A 19,953-nucleotide genomic window follows, 5' to 3' on the forward strand; every position below is an offset into this window, starting at 1 on the left:
GGACGGGGACGGGGCGAGCTCCCCGAGCGCCGCGTCCGTGATGGGAATCTCCTCCATGAACTTGTCTCCTCGGGTCTCGCGCTCGGGAGGACTCAGGACAGCGGCTCGCCGGCGTCATCCACCGACGCCTCGGACCCCGGGACCTCTGGCCCCTGCGGCTTCACCGGGCCCTCACGCCGGAGGACCGGTCCTTCGCCCTTGGCCACCGCGTTGGTGTCCGAGGACACGTGGCGCACCGGCACCGTGACGCCAATGCCAGGACGCTCCAGCGTCTTCGTGAACACCGCCTGCGCCGGCTGCGGGCCCTCCGCCAGGGGCACGGGCACCTCCACCGGTACCGGGGTGCGCTGCTTCGCCGGCTGCTTCTTGAGACCCCGGAAGAGCCAGCCGCCCTTCTGGCGCTCGTACAGCTTGCGCGTCTCCACGGCCGCCCGTGCGTGCGACACGCGGCCCGTCTCCAGGTCCTCCAGCAGCATCTCGCTCAACCTGCGTCGCGTGACGCTGTCCAGGTAGTCGAACACCTTCTCCAGCTTGCGCACCACCGCCTGCGTCGCGCCGCCCGCCGCCGTGTGCTTCAGCGCCGACAGCTTCAACTCGTGCCGCGCCCGCGCGCGCTCCGCCAGCTTGCGCAGCCGGTCCGCTTCGTCCGGCGAGCTGGCCTTCTCCACCAGCCCCGGCAGCACCGTGCGCGCCAGGCCCGCGTCCACGAAGCCCGAGTCGTCGAACGTCTCCAGCGACTCCAGCGCCCGCCGCCGCGCCTCCACCGACGTGCCCTCCAGCGCCTTGAGCGCCGTCGTCACCCGGTCCAGCGCCATCCAGCGGTACACCCAGTCCAGGCCCGTGCCCTTGATGTTCTGCGCGCCCATGATGCTCACCTGGAGCCCCGGCGCCACCGCGCGGGCACAGGCGTCCACCACCTGGTCGCCCGTCGCCTGCGGATCCGACACCGGCACCACCTGCTCCAGGAACATCGCCTTGTAGGCCTCGCGGAACTTCGCGTGGAACGCCTTCGCGCGTCCCGCCGCGTCTCCCCCAGCACCCCGGGGCAGTAGCTGCTTCAGCCGCGCGTGCACCGCCATGCGCGCCAGCAGGTACAGCGCGTGCTCACGCACCTCGTCCTTCGTCGCCGGGGTTAGCACCTCCGGCAAGGGCTGCGGCTTCACGCGCGACACGGGCGCCAGCGCCTCGTCGATGAGCGGGCCCACCTCGCGCTCCAGCGCGCGGCGCACCTTCTCCACGCCCACGTCGTCGTCCGCGCCGTCCAGCGCCTTCGTCACCGCCGCGCTCAGCCCTACCGTGGGCTGCACCGTCAGGCCCGCGCCCGCCGCGTACCGCTCCAGGCGGTCCAGGAACGTCTGCGCCGTGGGACGCGGCACCTTCAGCCGCGCCATTTCCTTCGCGAGCCGCGCCTCCGCCCGGCCCTCGCCCTCCGCGGTGGACAGCTCCTCCGCCGCCACCACCTCCGTGCTCAACAAATGGCGGTCCAGCGCGTCGCGCACGTACTTCTGCAGGCCCTCCAGGTTCGTGCCGATGAGCACGTGCCGGTCCGCGGGCGCGTCCTCCACCATGATGCGCGCGAAGACCTCCGAGCGCGACACGCGGTCCCAGCGGTTGTTGATGACCGTGATGACAGCGCGCTCCGGGTTCGCCTCCGGGTCCACGTCCCCCAGGCCCGTGCGGGTCCAGTTGTTCATGAAGCCCGTGCGCTCGTTCGCCGAGTGCCCGTTGATGAACGTGAGCAGGCGCCCGCGCACCCTCGCCTGTGGGAAGACCTTCAGCACGCCGATCTCCGGCTGCACGTGCTCGGCCATCAGCGCCAGCGCGTAGGGCCGGGACACGCCCAACTGCTCCGCCAGCGTCGCCACCAGCGCCATGTTGCGCGGGTGCTCGCGGTAGGGGAACAGCGCGAGCAGCTCCTCGGGGATCAGCTCCGCCTCCCACCACGCGCTGTGCAGCAGCGTCGTGTCCTTCTCCTTCGCCGCGCTCTTGAACAGCGGCAGGAAGTGGTCCTCCGTCGTCACCACCTTGCCGCCCCTGGGCATGAAGTTGGTGATGACCGACGCCACGTCCATGCCCGCGGGACCCTGGATGTCCTCATGGTCCGGATAGGCGTTGGTCAGCGTGGCGAAGTCGTCCTTCATCCAGTCGTTCTGGAGCAGCTCGACGAAGTTGGGCTGCAGCGCCATGCACTCCCAGAGGAACACCTCCGTGCCCAGGCGCGCGCCCAGCTCCACCATGTCCTTCTGCTCCCAGATGGTGGCCTTGTCGTAGGGACGGAAGATGAAGAACTCGGACGGCCCGGCGCCCGGGGCGCTGTGCACGAACATCGCCTCCGAGCCCGTCGTCTTCGCGAACACCTCGAAGCCCATGCCGGAGAAGAGCGCCGCCTTCAGGCGCTCCGTGCCGGACTTGCCGCGCGTGCCCCAGCCTCCAATGCACAGCGGAATCTGGGCGCGCGCCTTGCGCACGTTCTGGCGCTTCACGTACGTGTCGCCCAGGAAGACGGAGAAGAGCGCCGCCGTGAAGAGGCCGAGCGCGGCGATGCCGTTGCCGCCCATGCCCAGGAAGTAGCCCTCGTTCTCCAGGATGCGCTCGGTGAGCAGCGCCAGGAACCCGCTCTGCAGGCCCAGCAGCGCGGGCGTGTGCAGGGTGGTGGGCTTCGTCACCGTCTCCGGCGCGTCTTGAAACAGCGTCGCGAGCGGCGCGGGGACCTGCTTGTTCTGGCCGTAGGGGGAGAAGCGCACCTGGACGCCCAGGTCGCGCTCCACCTGCTCCACGAAGCGGCGGCGCTCGCGCGGCTCCTCGCCACTCAGCGAGTTGAGCCGCAGCGTGGCCAGCCTTCGGTAGTCCTTCGACACCTTGAGGCGGTTCGCCAGGCGGCGCAGGCGCGACGCGGGCGGCACGAGCACCGTCTCGCCGTGGCTGCTGAACAGGTGCACCTTGCCGTCCTTCGACAGGGGCAGGTCCAACAGGTCATCCACGGTGGGCAGGTGGCGGCCCCAGCTGCCCTGGCTCGCGACGTGGACGCGCTCGCCGGGGACCAGCGTCTCCGTGATCTCATCCAGGTGGCCGGGGTGCGCTCGCAGCGTGCCGGACAGCGTGCGCCCAGTGGTGTGCAGGAAGGCCTGGCGCTTGTTCGGCGCGGGCCGGCCGAGCTCGTGCCACATGCGCCACAGGCGCCGCTGCTGCCGGTCGCCGTGCCACAGGGTCAGCGTCTTCGTCGTGCGCTCCGCGTACAGGCCGTGCCCGTCCTGCGACAGGTCCGCGAGGATGGCGCCCAGCCACGCCGGGCCCTCCGGCATCGCCGGCAGGTTCTCCGGGGGCGGTTCAATCGTCACGCGCGTGCGGCCGCCCGGCTTGAGCTTCGCGACGCGGCCCGCGAGGAACGCCGTCCACGCCTGGCGCACGGGGTCCTTCACCCGCCGCAGCACCTGCGCTGAAGCGGACGCGGCCTCCACCACCGGCCCGGTGGCATCCGGTTGCGTGGCCAGCGACTCCACCGCGTCCAGCAGCGCGGCGTGCGCAGGCCCCAGCCCCGCGGCCCCCAGCGCTTCCGCCAGCGCGGCGGCCCGTTCGCACGACACGCGCAACACGAGCGGCGAGGTGTCCCGGCCCAGCACGTCCACCAGCACCTGCAGGGCAGGGCCCTTCACCTTCGGCGTCGCGAGCGCGGCCTCCACCGCGGCCAGCACGGCGGCGGTGCGCACGCGCGGGCTGGGCTCCGACGTCATCTTGCCCGCAGCGTCCTTCGCGATGGCCGGCACCAGCTCCAGTCCCGCCAGCCTGCGCAGCAGCGGCTGTCCGTCCGGACGGGACGCGACGAGCGCGCACAGGCCCATGCGGACGTACTCGCTCGGGTCGTGGTGCGCGACCTCGGTGAGCAGCGGCATCCGGTACTCTTCCGACAGCAGCGGCGCGCACTGCTCCAGCACCTGCCGGCGGAAGAGGAAGTCCTTCTCCGACGGGTTCGGGGTGCGCATGCGCTGACGCAGCAGCGACAGGCCCGTCAGCGCGTCCACGATGAGCAGCGCGCGCAGGGCCTCCGCCTGGAAGAAGGGGCTCACGTCCTCCTGGCCCGCGAGGCTCGTCAGCGTGGGGCCCACCTCGGGCAGCGTGGCGGCGACGCCCGGCACCGCCTGCGCGAGCTGCCGGAAGGCCTCCAGCGCGGCGAAGCGGTTCTGCGCGCGGGGCGCATCCACGGCGCGGTCCAACAGCTGCCGCGCCAGCGGGATGGCGGACGGCTGGAGCTCCTGCGCCGTCGTCATGGCCATCACGCCCGCGAGGGTCCGGAGCGCCGTCTCCTCCTCCACCAGCAGCTTGTGGCGGCGCTTCTCCTGTCGCTCGCGCAGCGCATCGAAGCCCATCCACCGGTCCAGGGCGCGCAGGTCCTCCTTGCGCTCCTTGCGGTCCTTCACCGTGGCCTTGAGGTGGGCCACCAGCACCTCGCGGCGCGCGGCGTCATCCGCGGCCTCGTTGTGCTGGCGGGTGAACTGGACGAGCTCCGCGTTGACCGCGGCCAGCTCCGTCTCCAGCGCCTCCAGGGCCACCCCCAACCAGGGCGCCAGACCCTCCACTCCGGCGGGGCGGGGGCACGTCTCCACCAGCCGCTGGGCCAGCGCCCCGGCCGAGGCGTGACGCACCCGGCGGTGAAGGGGGGGCAGGGCTTCCAGCAGAAGGGTTTCGAGCTGATCGGTCGACAGGTGCATGTCGCGGCCAGAGCTATTCATTGCCGGGCAAAGCTGCCCAGTCCCCCCGGGCACGCGTTCGGATCAGGACAGGTCATGGCTGGAAACGTCCTTCATCGAGCAGCTCCTCGAACTCCTCCTCGGTCGGCGTGACGTCCTGCAACCCACGTCCGCCGGTCCAGTCCCACCGCGCTCCGAGTGAAAAGAGGTTCTGCGTGCCGTACGGGCCGGAGAGGAACACGCGGTCCTCGGCGTAGAGCATCAGCCGGTTGCCGTTGCGCCCCATCCACACGTTCCAGTCCACGCGGCCGGACACGCGGTGGCGCAGGTAGGCCGTGGAGCGGTGGTCGTCCTGGAAGCGCTGGGACATGCCGTAGCCGACTTCCGCGCGGGTGCCCTTGAGCTTGCCGCCCAGGAGCGCCGCCCAGCTCGCGTAGCCGCCCGCGTTGTCCACCGTGTAGAGGTTGGCGTTGCTCGTGGCGGACATGCCCAGCGTGCCCACGTGGTCCTGGAACGGCTGCCAGCGCAGGGACAGCCGGGGCGACAGGCGCTGCGGGTGGTCCTTGCCGTAGAGCCAGTAGACGTTCTGGTCGTACCGCGAGGCGTCCACCTCGCCGCCTCCCTGCATGGACTCCAGCGTCAGGCCCAGGCCGGGGATGAGGCCCAGGTCGGGAGACAGCCGCACGAAGCGATCCGCGGACACGCGGCCCCGGGCGCTCCAGCGCATCGCGCCGTCGAGGGTCTGCGAGAACACCGCGCCCTGTACGGCCAGGCGCAGGTCCAGCGGGAGCTGTGTCAGGTACACCGCCGCGGTGCCGCCCAGCACGGCGGACGTGCCCAGCGGGTAGCGAGCCTCGGGCGTGAAGCGCAGCCAGGCGCGGCCCGGGGACAGCTCGCGGCGCAGCGACAGCCGCAGCTCCATGCCCGTCTGCAACGGGCGGTTGAGCAGCTCGCCTTCCTCCACGTCCTCGCTGCGGAAGCCCAGCTCCGCGGACAGCATGCCCAGGCCGTGGGGTTGCGCGTCGGGCGCCATGCCCTCCGGCAACAGCGACAGGCCAGGCGGCAGCGCGGGCCAGGGCAGCGGCTCCAGGCCCGTGGTGCCCTGGGCCCACGTCGGGGTCGCGAGCGCGCTCGGATCCGCGACGACACCCAGTTGCACCTGCACCAGCGCTTCACCCGCCGGCGACTCCAGGCTCACCCGGTGCGGACCGCGCGAGGGGAGCAGCAGCCACGTCTCACCCATGCGGCCCAGGGGTTGCGAGGCGCCCTTGAGGCCCGGATCCGCGTCCCCGGGCAGGCCCAGGTGCATCAGCGGTCCTTCCTCCGCGCTGGAGCCGCCCGTGCCTTCACCGCCCGGCAGCGGCGTGCTGCGCAGGAGCAATTCGCGGCCCTCGGTGGGCGCGAGCGCGGAGGCCCGCACCCTGAGGGCCGTGGGGCCCAGCACCGTCATCACCACCGGCGAGCCGGGACGGCTGCGCAGCAGCGACAGGGGCTGCGGCGCCACCAGCACGCGCGCGTTGGCGGTGCCTTCCCCGGACTCCACGAAGCGCACGAGGCCGGTCTGCTGCGTGTCCGCCCGGGCCAGCGTCACCTCCACCTGGTGCCGGCCGGGGACATCCAGGCGCGTGCCCAGCACGGCCGTCTCGCCCTCGTTTACCTTCACTTCACGCACCACGCGGCCGTCCACGCGCAGCGCGAAGGCGCAGGTGCCGGTGGTGTCCACGCCGGGACGCGGCGTGGTGCCGCACAGCACCTCCGCGCCCAGGGGCCGGGGCTGCTTCACCACCAGGCTCATCACGCGCGAAGCGCCCGCGGGCAGGAGCTTCGCCTCGGACAGCTTCCACGGCGGCGCGAGCAGCGCCTTGCGCACCGCCTGCGCCACGTCCTCGTCGTCCGTGCCGACGTCCGACGTGGCCTCCAGCGAGCCCGCCGCTTCCTCCGCGTCGCGCAGCCGCTCCCAGCGCGTCCAGCGGCCCGCCGTGAAGCGCATGCGCCGCACGTCCGGGTGATCCGCCCACGCCTGGAGCTGGCCCGCCAGCGCCGCGCCCAGGGGCGCACCGCCGTCCCTCCACGCCTGGGGCGAGTCCTGCAGCCGCTCCAGCATCCCGAGCGCCTCCAGCCCCACCTGCGGCAGGCCCGTCTCGCGGTACAGCGCCGCCATCGCCAGCGCGCCCGCCGCGTCCTCGCCCGAGGCCGCCAGCAGCCGTGCGCGCAGGTAGCGGCCCGCGACGCTCTTGTCGCCCGACACCGCCGCGAGCGCCTCTTCCACGTGGCCCTCGCGCACCCGGGCGCTGGAGGCCGAAAGCTTCGCGTCGCCCGTGTCCGGCAGCGCCGCGTAGGCCGGCGACACCAGCGTGGGCTGGGTGATGGCCTGCGTGAAGCGCACCGTGCGCACCGACGTCTGCGACAGCCGGTCCATCAGCGCGAGCAGGCGCTTCTGCTGCTCCGGCGTCAGCTTCGTCTGCGCATCCAGCAGGCGGCCCACGTCCGCGCGGGCGAAGCCGTCCTCCTGGAGCGAGGAGAGCAGCTCGGCGCGCGTCAGGCGCGGCTCCGCGTCACCGGGCGCCGTGCGCAGCGTGCGCGAGAGCGCCTGGAGCGCTTCGTAGGACGTACCGGCCTGCTGCGGCGCAGGGGCAGGGGCCTGCGCGGGCGCGGCCACCTCGGCGCGGCGCACCGCCAGGGAGACGACGAGCGAGGCCTTCGTGTCCTCGGGCTCGAACCAGACTTCACGCGCCTGCGGCGGCAGCGTCACCACCGCGGAGACGGGCGCGGAGGACGTGCCCCGCGCGCCTTCCAGCGCGAGGTGGCGCGGGCTCGCGGCGGAGGGCATCAGCACCAGCCGGCGCGGGTGGCCCACGTCCGTGAACATCCGCACGACAAGGGGCTTGCCCGCCGCCGCATTCACCGGACGCAGCTGCACGCGCACGGGCGAGGGCAGCTTCGCGTCCGGCACGCGGAAGCGCACCGGCTTGGAGGCCACCATCACCGGCCACTGCGTGCGCACGTAGCCCACTTCCGCGGGCGTGCCCTGTTCCCTGGCGGGCGCGAGCGACAGGAAGGCCCGCGTGCCCTCGGCGCCTTCCAGCTTGAGTGCGTGCTCACCCGGAGGCAGCGCGATCTCCACCGGCTCCACCGACGACAGCGGCAGCAGCGGGAAGGCGTTGCTCCCGATGTGCAGCACCGGGTTCGTCCGCGCGCCCGGCGGCGTCATCACGTAGGCGCGCAGCAGGGTGGGGGCCTCGGCAAGGCCGGTGGCCTGGACGCGCGTGGTGCCTCCCACGGCGAGCGGCCACATCGCGCTGCCCGCCATCGAGGCGTCGGCCTCCACGCCCTGCAGGTCCAACCACTGCGACGACTTCACCTCGGGCGCGTCGCCCCGAGACTCTTGAGCCTCCTGGGGCGCGGGCGTCACCTGCGACCAGCGGCTCGCGCGCCACCACGCGGTGCGGTAGCGGCGGCGGATGTCCTCCGAAAGCGGCTCCGCGCGCCAGGCCAGCTCCAGCGCCGCCAGCTCGCGGCTGCGCAGCGGATCCCCCAGCGGGAGGCGGGCCACCAGCTCCGACGCCTCGGCGGTCAGGAAGCCCGCTTCTGGCAGCGCGGGCGCGGTGCCCAGCAGCGCGTGCGCGGCGTCCGTCTTGCCTTCGTCCAAGAGCAGCTTCGCGGTGCGCAGGCGCAGGTGCCACGCGAGCGGCGAGGCGTCCGTGCCCTTCAACGCCTCCACCGCCGCGTCCGCGTCCCGGTCACCCACGGAAGCCAGCGTGCGCAAGAGCGGCGACAGGCCCTCCGTCTTGATCTTCCCGTACGTGCCGCGCGCCAGCTCCGGCATCAGCGCGACCAGCCGCTGGCGCAGCAGCAGCGCGCGAGGCGACGTGTCCGCCTTCACCTGCTCCCACGCCTTCTCCGCCAGCTCCGTCCAGTGCGTCTGGTGCGACAGCGCCTCGCCCAGCGTGGGCCGCCGCGTCGCCAGGCGCGCGCGCAGCATCAGCGGGCCGCCCTTCCAGCTCACGCGGTAGTTGTGCTTGCCCGGAGCCAGCGCCACGCGCAGCTCCTCCGCGATGCCCACGTGCTCGCCCGACGCGAGCACCCGCGCGGTGCGCCCGTCCGGCAGCGCCGCGCCTTCAGGGGCCTCCGCCCACGCGGGCTGCGGGGTGAGCCGCGCCTGCGCGAGCGTGGCGCCCACGCCGTACACCTCCACCGTCGGCGCCTCGGCCTCCGGCCCGGTGCCAAGCACCGCGCGCGCCTCCAGCGACAGCACGCCCGGGCCTTCCAGCTCCAGCGCCCAGACGTTGCCCTTCTCCTCCGGGCGGTACCAGGGCGCGTCCATGCCTTCGAGCGCCACCTCGGTTCCCGCGGGGTGGGGACGCGCCACGCGCACCGCCTGGCCCCACAGCGGAGACACCAGCGCCCACTCGCGCAGGACCTCCGCCTTGCGCCACGCGTGCACCGCTTCGCGCAGCGCCGAGTTCTGGGGCTCACCGGTCACGAGCTCCGCTTCGAGCGCGGCCACTACGTCCAGCCGGGCGCGCGTGCCCGCGTCGAACGCCAGCGCGGGGCGCGGCCCCTGGCCGTCCACCCACTTGAGGAGCGCGTCCCGCATCCGCTCCTCGGTCTTCACCGTGGAGGTGGGCGTGGGGTGCTCCACCGTGATGCGCGCGTCCTTCGTCGCCGTCACCCACCAGATGCTGCCGGCGCCCATGGGCTCCGCCAGGTACCAGCGGCCCGGGCGCTCCGACACGCCTTCCTCCTCCACGCGCAGGTCGGGGGACTCCCCGCCCTCCACGAGCGGCACGCGGGTGAAGCGCAGGGCCCCGGCGGGGCCGGACACGCGCACCACGTCCAGCGGGCCCAGCCAGAGCGCGGCGCCCTTCTGGGAGGAGACCTCCAGCGTGCCGGTGGCCTGGGGCGTGCCGTCGGGGACGTAGGGCGCGCGGCCCCGGACGTCCTCCAGGGCCACGGGCCCGCGGACGGCCCTCGGCTGCCAGGCCATGCCCTCCTCGCGGCGGGCGATGACGGACGGCTGCGGAACCGCGGACTGCGCGATGACGGGCAGCGCAGCCAGCGCTCCCACGAGCAGGGTGAAACGGGCGCGGCGTCGAACGGGAAACATCGGCGCTCAGTCCTCCAAGGGTGCGAACAGAATCTGGGCCAGCCGCTGCAATCGCGCCGGACGGGCCAGCGCTTTGCGCGTACGGGATGACATTTCCAGGTGCAGGAAGCGGGCGCCGGGGTAGTTCTGGAGCAGCCGGGCCTGGGCGTTCTGCGTACCGCCCAACACCTGCACCCCTTCCGGGAACAGCTTCACGCCCGGTCCCAGCGCTTCTTCCAGCGGTGCGACCACCCGCCGAGCCCACGTCCCGGGCGTGCGCGAGCCGTCACTCACCACGGCCGCCAGCGTCTCGCTGCGGCCCTTTTGAATCTTCGACTCGCCGAAGCCGTGGAGCTGCACCACGCGCGGCATGGGCAGCGAGCGCGCGGCCAGGTCCGTCACGGTCTGGAAGAGGTGATCCGGGTTGTGCGCCACGTCCGCCGGGTGCTCCGGATCCTCGGGCGTCTCGCCGGGCGTGCCGTGGTAGCGGTGCGCGGTGGCCGTCATGAACAGGCGCGGCGCGCGACCTTCCGGCGGGCAGGAGAAGAGGGCCGAGCCGATGTCCTCCGTGCCGATGTCGTAGTAGGGGTGCGGCACCTGCACCACGTCCTCGGTGGCCTCGCCCGTGCGCACCACGTACGCGCCCGCGCCGTGGTAGTTGTCCGGCCGCTCGCGCAGGACCCAGAAGGTGTCGCGCGGCGTCGTCCACGTCTCCAGCAGGAAGCCCACCGACGCGGCGACCTCCGTCAGCTCCTTCGGCACGGTCTTCTGCTTCGGCGCCGCCGCCAGCAGCGCGGGGATGAGCCTCGCGAAGGCCGCGCGCTCCTCCAGCGTCGTGGGGTGGAACGTCACGGCGTCCACGCGGGGCCACAGCCCGGAGAAGCGCGCGTCCACGCGGCACCCCGGGTTCGCGGGCTGGCTCACGGTCGGATCCTCCTGGGGCACCTGCTCGCGTGCCGGCGGAGGCACCGGCTGCCGCGCGGGCCGCGCCGTCGCCTTCGCGCTCAGCCCGGCCCGGGGCTCCTCGGCGGACGGGGCCTGCTGGGCCCGGGCGCCGGTGGACAGCCCCAGCGCCGACACGACCCCCGCGGCCACGAACGGGCGCCACGACCCGGTCCTCCGGGACGGACTCACAACGTGTCCTCGGGCTGCCAGCCGCCCCGGTTCCACTCGCGCGGGGCGGTGTTCTCCAGCGACTGACCGAAGACGAAGAAGCGCGCCCACAGGGGCTGCGTGCCCACCGCCTGGATGCGGACGGTGTGCAGGCCCGGCGCGATGTCCTCGCCCAGCGTCACCGGCACGGTGCGCGCGTACCAGCGCACGCCCGGACGGCCCGCCGGCATGGCCGGCTCGCGCTCGGAGGCGGGCAGCACCACCGTGCGCTCGGCGCGGGTGACGTGCGGCACCAGCACGCTGGCGCGGCGCACGGGGTTGCCCCCGTCGATGGTGACGGACAGCCGGGGCTCCGTGGAGCCCTCCGCCACCGGCGTGTAGACGACGACGTTGAGGGTGACGGTGCCCGGGCCCGTCTTGCGCACCGGCACGCGCAGGCCGCTTGAGCCCACCGGGTACACCGTGCGCGAGCGCAGGCCGCTGCCCGCCGCGGGCGGCCGGTTGAGCATCGCCGTCAGGCCGGGCGCGGACGAGCGCAGCAGCACCTCGTGCTCACCAGGGGGCAGGGGCGGCAGCAGCTCGCGTGAGCGGGTGGAGCGCACGGTGAAGCGGTGCAGCGGCTCTCCGTCGAGCAGCACCTCCACCTCGTTGCCCAGCGCCGCCGCGTCCCGCAGCGACAGGCGCACCTCCGGACGGGTGGGCGTGCGCGCGTCGAACTGCGCCCGCACCGCGCGGCCCGGCTCCAGGAAGGTGGACAGCGCGCGCACCACGTCCGTGCTGTCCGCCTCCGCCGCCTCCAGCACCTCCACCACGGGGGGCGTCCCGTACGGGCGCACCACCACCGCGTCGCCCGAGGGGCGCAGCGTGTCGGCCTCCGGGCCCACGGGCTCCAGGCGCACCTGGCTGAGCAGCTCCATGCGGGCGCCGCCCTGCAGCAGCGCGTCGAGGTTGGCCGGACGCATGGGGTGCCACGAGCGTTGATCCAGGGGCGCGTTGCGCCAGCGCACGCCGGTGAGCGCCGCCTCGGTGTACGGCGCCACGGCCGCGAGCGGCTGCGTCCCCGGCAGGAAGCTGTAGAGCTGCACGATGGTGGTGCGCGGGGCCTCCACGCGCAGCTTGCGCGCGCCCGCCGGGAGGAAGAGCCGCGCGCTCGCCACCTGCGACACCCAGGCGGGCAGGTCCGTCACCTCGCCCGTGGCGCCCGCGTCCTTCGTCATATTCGCCGTCGTCGCCACGGGCGTGCACGGCAGCGCGCCGCCCGGCAGCGGCACCAGGTCCGCGCTCTCGAACGGGGCGGGCTCCGCCACGGCGTCCAGCGCGGCCTGGCCCAGCGGCTGGCCCTGCGCGTCCAGCACCGTGAGGCTCAGGCGCAGCGGCTCACGGGAGGGCGCGCGGTCGAGCGAGCGCGCGTCGATGCGCACGAGCCGCCCGGCGGTATCCATCCGCGGATCCAGGTCCAGCTCCAGCACCGGGCACGAGGGGCCGGTGGCGAACGCCTCCGTGCGGCGCGTGTCCGGCAGGAAGGCCACGTGGCCGTCCGCCGCGGGGCCCGGCGCGGGGCGCGAACCGGCGGGCAGGAGCCAGGACTCGAACGGCCCCTCCACCGTGTAGCGCAGGTCCTCCTTGCCGTCGTTGCGCACCGTCACGGTGTGCACGCCCGCGGGCAGCTCCAGCGGGTGCGACATGGGCGAGCCCGCGACGGGGCCCGGCAGCTCCAGCGTGTGCGTGAGGCCGTCCGAGGACAGCGTCTGCACTGTCACGGGGCCGTGCGGCTGCGGGTGCGTGTCCGCCGCGTCGCTCCACAGCCACAGCACCGGCTTCGCGGGCCCGGTGACGTTGAGGGCCACGGCGCGCCCGGCGCCCAGCCGCTCCTGCACGGACTCGGTGGCCTCCACCAGCGGCAGCCGGAACGCGGTGCGGTAGACGGGTTCAATCTGGTAGTCGGTGCCCGCCTCGCCCTCCGCGTTGAGGCGCTCCCAGTGCTCCTCCGCGAGCCAGCGGCGCGTCTCCGGGGACAGCTTCTCGAAGGGCTCGAAGGTGGCGCGGCCGGCGCGCACCTCGGCGCGGGCCTGCGCGAGCTTCTGCGACGCGAGCAGCGGCAGCGTGCGGTGCGCGCGGACGTACACCCGCGCCAGCAGCGTGCCGTGGGCGCCCGCGGGCCGCAGGTACAGCACGGAGTGGCCCGAGCGCTCCTTGGGCAGGCGCAGCACGAACTCGCGCTCGTCCGTCACCTGCGAGTGGGCGTGGGTGGTGAAGGCGCTCTCCTCCAGGAAGGTGCCGTCCTCCTGCGGCTGGCCCTTGCTCTGGCGCGTGCGCGTGAAGATGGAGCGCTCCAGCAGGATGCCCTCCGGGGCGCGCAGGATGGCCTGCAGGCCGTACTGGTACTGCTTCTCCGGCGCGTAGGGCGTGCCGTCGGGCAGCAGCTCGTGCGTGACGACGAGCAGCTCCTCCGCCTCGATGGGGACGCGGACGCGCATCTCCTTGCCCGGCTCCAGGCGGTAGAAGATGAGGCGCTCGGCGTTGATGAACTTCGCGTCGCGGCGCGCGGTGGGAGTGTCGGTGTTGCCCAGCACGGCGAGGCTCGCGCCCCAGACGAGCGCGAGGCCCGCCACCAGGCCGAGGAGCGCCAGGAGGGCGCGGCTCTTGGTCTTCATCGACGGGCCTCTTCGCGGGAGACTTCCCCGGTCAACACCACCGGTCGGCGGTGGCGCAGCGCCACGTCCACCGCGCTCGCGAGCTCCGCGTCACCCGCGGTCAGCTCCGCGCGCTCAAGCGGCGACGGGTGCTGCTGAAGGAAATAGACGGCCCGCAGCACCTGCTTGCCCTGCCGCGCCTCCACGAGGAGGAAGGGCAGGCCGTGGTCGGCGCTGAAGCCGGACTTCACCTGCTGCGTCACGGGGCCCACGCGCTTCGCCTGGGCCAGCGCGCGCAGGTCGTGCACGTTCTGCTGCGCCAGGTAGCGCTCCGCGCTGGCGGTGAGCTGCGCGAAGTGCTCCTTCAGCACCGGGGACACCGGCTGCGAGGGCGCCACCAGCCGGTCCGCGAGCAGCGCGCGCTCCGGAGACTCGCGCGGCTCCTCGGGCGTGAGGCCCGTGAGGGCCAGCTCCTCCGCCGCGAGCCGGGGGCCCACGAATGCGCCGCGCAGCGGTTCGGACAGCCACAGCGTCGCGAGCTTCGCCCCGCCGAAGGTGCGCGAGAACACCTGCTGCGGGCTCGCGTCGTTGAGCCCCGCGAGCTCCGGGGAGCCGTCGTGGTAGCGCACGCGCTTGCCCAGCCAGCCCAGCGGGCCTGCCTGGGACAACAGCCGCTCCAGCGCCGCCGGACGCTGCGCCGGGGTGAGCACCGGGCTGCCCACGTCCACCAGCACGTCCGCGTCCGCGGAGGGTCGGCCGGAGAAGCCGCGCAGGTGCAGCACCTGGCCCTGGTCCTTCGGCAGCGCGCGGTGCACCGCCTGGTGGAAGGCCTGGAACGCGGTGCGCAGCTCACCAAAGGTCGCCGGGTTCGGCGCGTCGGCGGAAGAGGAGGCGAACAGCAGCGCGGTGGCGCCGGCCTCGTGCCACAGCTCCGCGGCCACGGGCAGCGTGCCCGCCTCGCGCGCCGGCGCGGGCACCTCCAGCGCGAGCGGCGAACCGCCCGGACGCACCAGCAGTCCCGCGCCCAGCCGGCCCGGTGTGCCTTCAGCGTCCGTCACCCACCAGCAGTCCTTGCTCCCCGCGCAGTCCGTCACCGGGTGCACCCGCAGGCCCAAGAGGCCCGCCATGGCGCCGGCCCAGCGCGCGCGCAGCTCCACGGGCACGTCCGCCGTCCCGCCGCCGAGCAGCGGCGTGGCCACCTGCTGCTCCAGCACCAGCAGCTCCGCGTCGGACGGCTGCACCGTCGGCGTGCGCGCCACCTCCGCCGTCACCATCAGGGTGCCCAGCGCGTCGCGCTCCGTCATGGGCGCGGCCAGGGACGGCGCGCGGGCGAGCACCAGCGTGGCCAGGTCCGTGGGATGCGCGCGCAGCACGCTCAGCCGCGCCTCGCCCCAGGTGTCCCCGGGCTCCGGCGGCGCGTCCGCCGTCACCTTCGCGTCCGGCCACAGCGCGGCCAGCGACTCCGGCGCCTTGCCGTCCGCCGTGTGCAGCACCACCTGCCCCGGCGTCAGCGAAGCGTCCACGCGCACCTGCACCCGCTCCCGCGAGGACAGCGCGTCGTGGGCGTGGCGCAGCGGCGTCTCCGACTGCGACAGCGCGTCACCCAGCACCAGCCCCGCGCGGTGTGAATCCACGCCGCTCACGATGATGGCGCGGCAGTGCACGCGCTCGCACAGCAGCGCGGCCGCCTCGGCGCTCGGCGCTTCGGTGAGGGGACGCGGCACCTCCAGCACCGGCCCCTTCGCGCCGGGCACCAGCAGCGACGTGTCCCAGCCGGCCTTGCCCTCGCCGTCCACGCGCTCCACCAGCGCGAAGCGCGCGGGCGCGCCTTCCTCCGTCGGCAGCTCGCGAAGCTCCAGCCCCAGCGCCACGGCCTGCGTGCGCAGCGCCGTCATCCCGTCCGTGTGGCCCGTCTCCAGCCACGCGTCCAACTGGCGCCACAGCCCGGTGTACGTGCGCAGGTCGCCGTGCTTCAGCCGCAGCGACACGCCGCCCGCGTCGCTCTCCCGCGCGGTGACGCGGCCCATCGCCATCAGGCCTAGCGGCGTGCGGTCCAGGCCCAGCCCGGGCACCTGCTCACGCGGCGCCTGCGCGGTGAGCGCGGTGGCCGGACGCGGTTCGATGAGCGACAGCCCGAAGCCCGCGAGGCTGCCGATGAGGAAGCCCGCCAGCGACGTGTGCAGCGTGGCCAGCAGCACGCGCGCCACCACCTGCTTCTGGAGGATCTTGACGGCCAGCAGCGTGGGCACGAGGTAGCCGAAGCCGAACAGGTCCGTCACCTTGAGGCCCGGGATGCGGGCGCCCATGGCCCAGCCGATGGTCCACTTCACGAGGAAGCCCAGGCAGAAGACGAGCACCGTCTTGCGCGGGCCCTCCAGGTTGAGCGTGCGCAGCCCCGGCACCGACAGCACCGCCTTGGCGGCGAGCACCAGCAGCAGCACCTCCGCCAGCGTGGCGACGAGCTTCAGGGGCTCCAGCCACGTGAGCGCCAGCAGCGCGGGCACGAGGATGCCGTTGAAGTCCCAGCCGTACTTGAGGTTGAAGCGCGCGGCGAGGAACGCCGTCGTCAGCAGGATGATGTAGGCCTTGGGGCTGGACAGGAAGTCCTGCGCCACGTCCTCGTACATCAGCTCCAGGCTGCTGAAGGACAGGTTGGTTCCCGGCAGCAGCACGAAGCGCAAGAGCAGGTACGTGAGCACCACCGGCACGCCCACCTGCCACAGCCCGCGGCGAATCTTCAGCTTCCAGAACGCGTTCGCGGTGAGCGGCACCAGCACCAGGCCGATGCTGTGGAGGCTGCGGTCCACGATGAAGGACGTGCCCCAGCGATCATCCATCCACCGGCCGAAGACGGGCAAAAGCCACGTCTCGCTCACCGCGCGCACGAGCACGCTCGCGAGCACGATGGAGAAGAAGCGGTCGCGGCCGAAGAACTCGCTCCAGGCCCCCGTGCGGCTCAGCCCGCTGGAGAGCGCCAGCGCGAGTCCGTACGTGAGCAGTGATTCGGCCACGACCGTGCAGCCGGCCTCCGGGTGGATGACGAACACCGAGGCCAGGTAGCCAGGGACGACAAGGCCCACGAAGACCCACCCGAGCGTCTCCGTGAGGAGCGCCAGGATGAGCACGCCGACGAGCACCGCCACGAGAATGGAGGTGTCGAGGGAGTAGGCAGGAAAGAGTGTCAGGGTCGAAAAGAGCGCCATGGTGGCTGCGCTCGAATCTAGGGAGACTCCTTCACCCGACCAGGGTTGCCCCTCTCAGGGCCTGAGAAGCGTCGGCTGCCCAACCCATGATCCGGCCCGCCAGTCGTTGCGACTGCCCACGTCCGGACACTGGAATCGGATCCACTGACAGGTCCCCGAGGGTACTTGCCTCGGGGCTTCACCCTGGGGACCAGGCCAGCGCACCGTCGGTGCGGGGGCCGGTGTGTCGGCTTACGGACAGGGGGCCTGCGCGGCCACGACCTCACAGCCCAGGCCGGAGCCGGTGAGCGAGCAGGGGACCGTGTCGGCGAGCGCCTGGATCACCGCCTTGGACGACGCGCCGGTGCCGCGCAGCGTGGCGGACTGCTCCAGGTGGAGGAACCGGTCCGACGCGGCCGCGGCCTCCGTGAAGCACGCGTCCGCAGCGCCGTTGTCGATGCGGCCCTGCACGTTGCTCGTGCCACACAGGGCGCGGTGCTTGCCGGCGTCGTCGGGCGCGTTGCAGGAGAAGGCCTTCCGGGTGCCCACCAGGTGGGTGTTGAGCGCGTCGCGCAGGCGCACGGAGAGGGACTCGGGGCGCTGCACGCTGGTGCCGTCGCTCACCACGGCGGCCTCGGGCCCGTCGCCCGCGTCCATGCCGTGCACGCTGACCGCGATGGCGTCCGGGTAGGTGTCGCGCAGCGCGCGGTGGGCGGCGGTGAAGAAGGTGTTGCCGTAGTGCGCGGCGTCGGAGATGCGCAGGCCCTTCGTGCCGCACACGCTGGTGGTGCCGCTGCACGGGCTGGTGGTGGCGACCGCGCACCGGTTGCTGCCGGTGAGCAGCAGCGCGCGCGCGCCCAGCGTCACCAGCTGTTCGGCCGTCTGGCGCAGCGTGCCCTCGTCGGAGTCCGCGTGCGGCGCCTCCAGCCACAGGTTGCGCGCGGGCGACAGGTTGACGATGAAGGTGCCGCCGCCCCGGCCCAGCAGGCCCAGCTCCCGCACCACCAGCCACGCGTTGCCGTTCTCGTTGCGGAAGCTGGCGACGCCGAAGCCCAGCGTCCCCAGGTCCTGCACTGCCTGCGGCGTGGGGCCCTGCGCGAGCAGCGCGCGGAATGCGCCCTCGAACGCGGTGAACTCCGTGCCGCCCGGCTCCTTGAAGCCGCCGCTGTTGGGCGCGGTAATGGTCGCGCCCTGGAGCCACGTCGTCAGGTTCCCCTGGAGGGTGGCCAGGGAGGTGAGCGGTGCGCACACGCTCGTGGAGGGAGCAGGCGCGGTGACGATGGGCGTCCCGGTCTCCCCGGTCGGCACCTCTCCCGCTCCGGGAGTGGATTCCGCCGGCGTCGGGCTCACGTCTCCGGTGGGAGCGGAGGGCGATGTGGGCGACTGGCCGACGCTTCCGGGCGCCTGGATGGAAGGCGCCTCCGACGACACGGCGTCAAGGGGACCGGCGACCGCGCTGCTGCAGGCGGCTGCGAGGAGCAGGAGGCAGAGAAGGGGCGTGCGCAGGGGGGCGAGGGACATGGTGCCGTCCCGAACACCACGCCCTGTGCATGCATTCTCAGGTCGTCAATCCCGGATGACAGCCGGGGAAGGGCCCGCATGCCTGTCCGCCTTCGGGTGCCTGCCCGCTAGGGCAGGGTGCGAAGGAGCCCGTCCGCGCTGGGCGCGCCCCACCCCGTGGGGATGTCCCAGCCCGGCCCGGCTTCGTACTGACGGTCGGTGACACCGACGGTGATGTCACGGAAGGTGCCCTGCACGTTGGGCAGCGTGTAGAGCTGCGAGTTGAGCCAGCCCACCGGCGGCTTGTCCGCTTCGGAGCGCGCGCCGTTCACCACCGCGACGAGCCCCGCGAAGATGGGGGAGGCGAAGGAGGTGCCGGTGTTGGGCACGGTGACGCCCAGCCACGTGTACCAGTAGCCGGTGTCCGCGTTGAGCGCGACGTCCACCACCGCGCGCTTGGCGGGCAGGGGCACGATGCCCTTCTGCCACTCCGGCGTGGTGAAGGAGCGGCTGATGCCGGAGCCGGAGTAGTACCAGGCCGTCTCGCCCGTGACGGTCATGCCGTTCATCTTGAGCTGCGTGCCGCCCACGGCGGTGACGTAGGGGCTGGAGCCCGGCGTGTCCACGCCCGCGGAGTCGCCGCTCGCCGCAGCGACGGTGATGCCCAGCGCGGCGGCCATCATCCCGGAGGCGCTGTACTGCTCGTGCACCGCGCGCGGTTCGGAGTCCTCGCGGTGCGCGAAGGACGTCGTGATGACGGACACCTCGCCCCGGGCGATGGCCTCGTTGAAGGTGAAGAGCATGGACGTGTTGCGCGCGTCCGGGCCCATGTAGACGATGACCTCCGACTTGGGCGCCATCGCCGCGGCCCACTCGATGTCGAGCGTGCCCTCGCGGTAGCGCGTGACGGGCGGCTCCATCGTCTGGACGATCTTCGGATCCGTGCGCTCGATGTCGAACATCTTCCAGAACGCGCGCACGTCCTTCCACCGGAAGCCCGCGCCAATCACCACGCCCAGCTTCGTGCCCTGGCCCTGGTGGCCCTGGCCGTAGAGCGTGTCCACGCCGTACGCGCGCGCCACCTGCTGCGGGGTGAGGCCCCGGTTGATGGGGTCCGGCTTGTCGGTGGAGGGCTGGCCGAACTCGCCCGGCATCTCCCCCGTGGCCGCCGGCAGATCCAGCGCGACGATGGCGTGCACGCGCTGCTGCACGAACGTGGGCGCCTTGATGGGTTCGGTGAGGCCGTAGACGTCGTGCGGATCATTGCCGCCCTGGGGCGACTTGCGCTCCAGGATGCGCAGCTTCACGCCGAACGCCTTGTTGAACTGGCCCACCGTGCCCACGAACTGCACCAGCAGCCGGTTGGACGCGACGCGCGGCACCTGCAAGCCCGCGGACTTCATCCAGTCCGTGACGAGGGTGATGTCCTTCTCCAGGGGCGCGTGCTTCTCGTTCCACTCCGCGGGCGTCATGTACTTGCGGAAGCCCGCGCCGCCCGGCTTGTAGAGGTCCTGGATGCGCTGCTCCAGCGTGGCCTGGTCGCGGATGGGGAAGGACACCAGCCCGCGGATGAGATCGTTCTCCGGCGCCTCGCCCTTGTCGGTGTAGACGCCCGGCAGCGGGCCCGGGACGCCGTCCGTCGTGGGGATGGGCGTGGGATCCAGCACCTCCGCCTCGGGGTCCGGCGGCGGCGGGTCCACCACCTCCGGCCCGGGCTTCACGGGCGGCGGCACGGTGGTCTCGGAGTCGGGAAG

Annotated in this window: 7 protein-coding genes; all 7 read right to left on the reverse strand. The window is 73.4% G+C overall.

Annotated elements, in window-relative coordinates:
* Positions 1-92: 92 nt before the first annotated feature.
* A complete protein-coding gene (locus D7V93_RS13655) occupies positions 93-4,706 on the reverse strand; it encodes a hypothetical protein (RefSeq protein WP_120643832.1) in 4,614 nt (1,537 codons plus the stop codon).
* A 73-nt stretch (positions 4,707-4,779) separates the two neighbouring features.
* Entirely contained in the window at positions 4,780-9,792 is a 5,013-nt protein-coding gene (locus D7V93_RS47345; protein ID WP_158623739.1) for a hypothetical protein, read from the reverse strand.
* A 6-nt stretch (positions 9,793-9,798) separates the two neighbouring features.
* Positions 9,799-10,866: a superantigen-like protein SSL4 gene (locus D7V93_RS13670; RefSeq protein WP_120643833.1), complete on the reverse strand. Its 1,068-nt coding sequence runs from the start codon at positions 10,864-10,866 to the stop codon at positions 9,799-9,801.
* 35 nt (positions 10,867-10,901) lie between these two features.
* A complete protein-coding gene (locus D7V93_RS13675) occupies positions 10,902-13,538 on the reverse strand; it encodes a hypothetical protein (protein ID WP_120643834.1) in 2,637 nt (878 codons plus the stop codon).
* Positions 13,535-16,720: a poly-gamma-glutamate biosynthesis protein PgsC/CapC gene (locus D7V93_RS13680; protein WP_120643835.1), complete on the reverse strand. Its 3,186-nt coding sequence runs from the start codon at positions 16,718-16,720 to the stop codon at positions 13,535-13,537. The genes D7V93_RS13675 and D7V93_RS13680 overlap by 4 nt, the downstream gene beginning before the upstream one ends.
* Positions 16,721-16,951: 231 nt before the next feature.
* Positions 16,952-18,007 (reverse strand): hypothetical protein, encoded by a 1,056-nt coding sequence (locus D7V93_RS13685; protein WP_147451169.1) that lies wholly within the window; start codon positions 18,005-18,007, stop codon positions 16,952-16,954.
* A 320-nt stretch (positions 18,008-18,327) separates the two neighbouring features.
* On the reverse strand, positions 18,328-19,953 hold a 1,626-nt coding region (locus D7V93_RS13690; RefSeq protein ID WP_244237293.1), incomplete at its 5' end, for a S53 family peptidase.

Source organism: Corallococcus llansteffanensis, assembly GCF_003612055.1.
GTDB classification, from domain to species: Bacteria; Myxococcota; Myxococcia; order Myxococcales; family Myxococcaceae; genus Corallococcus; species Corallococcus llansteffanensis.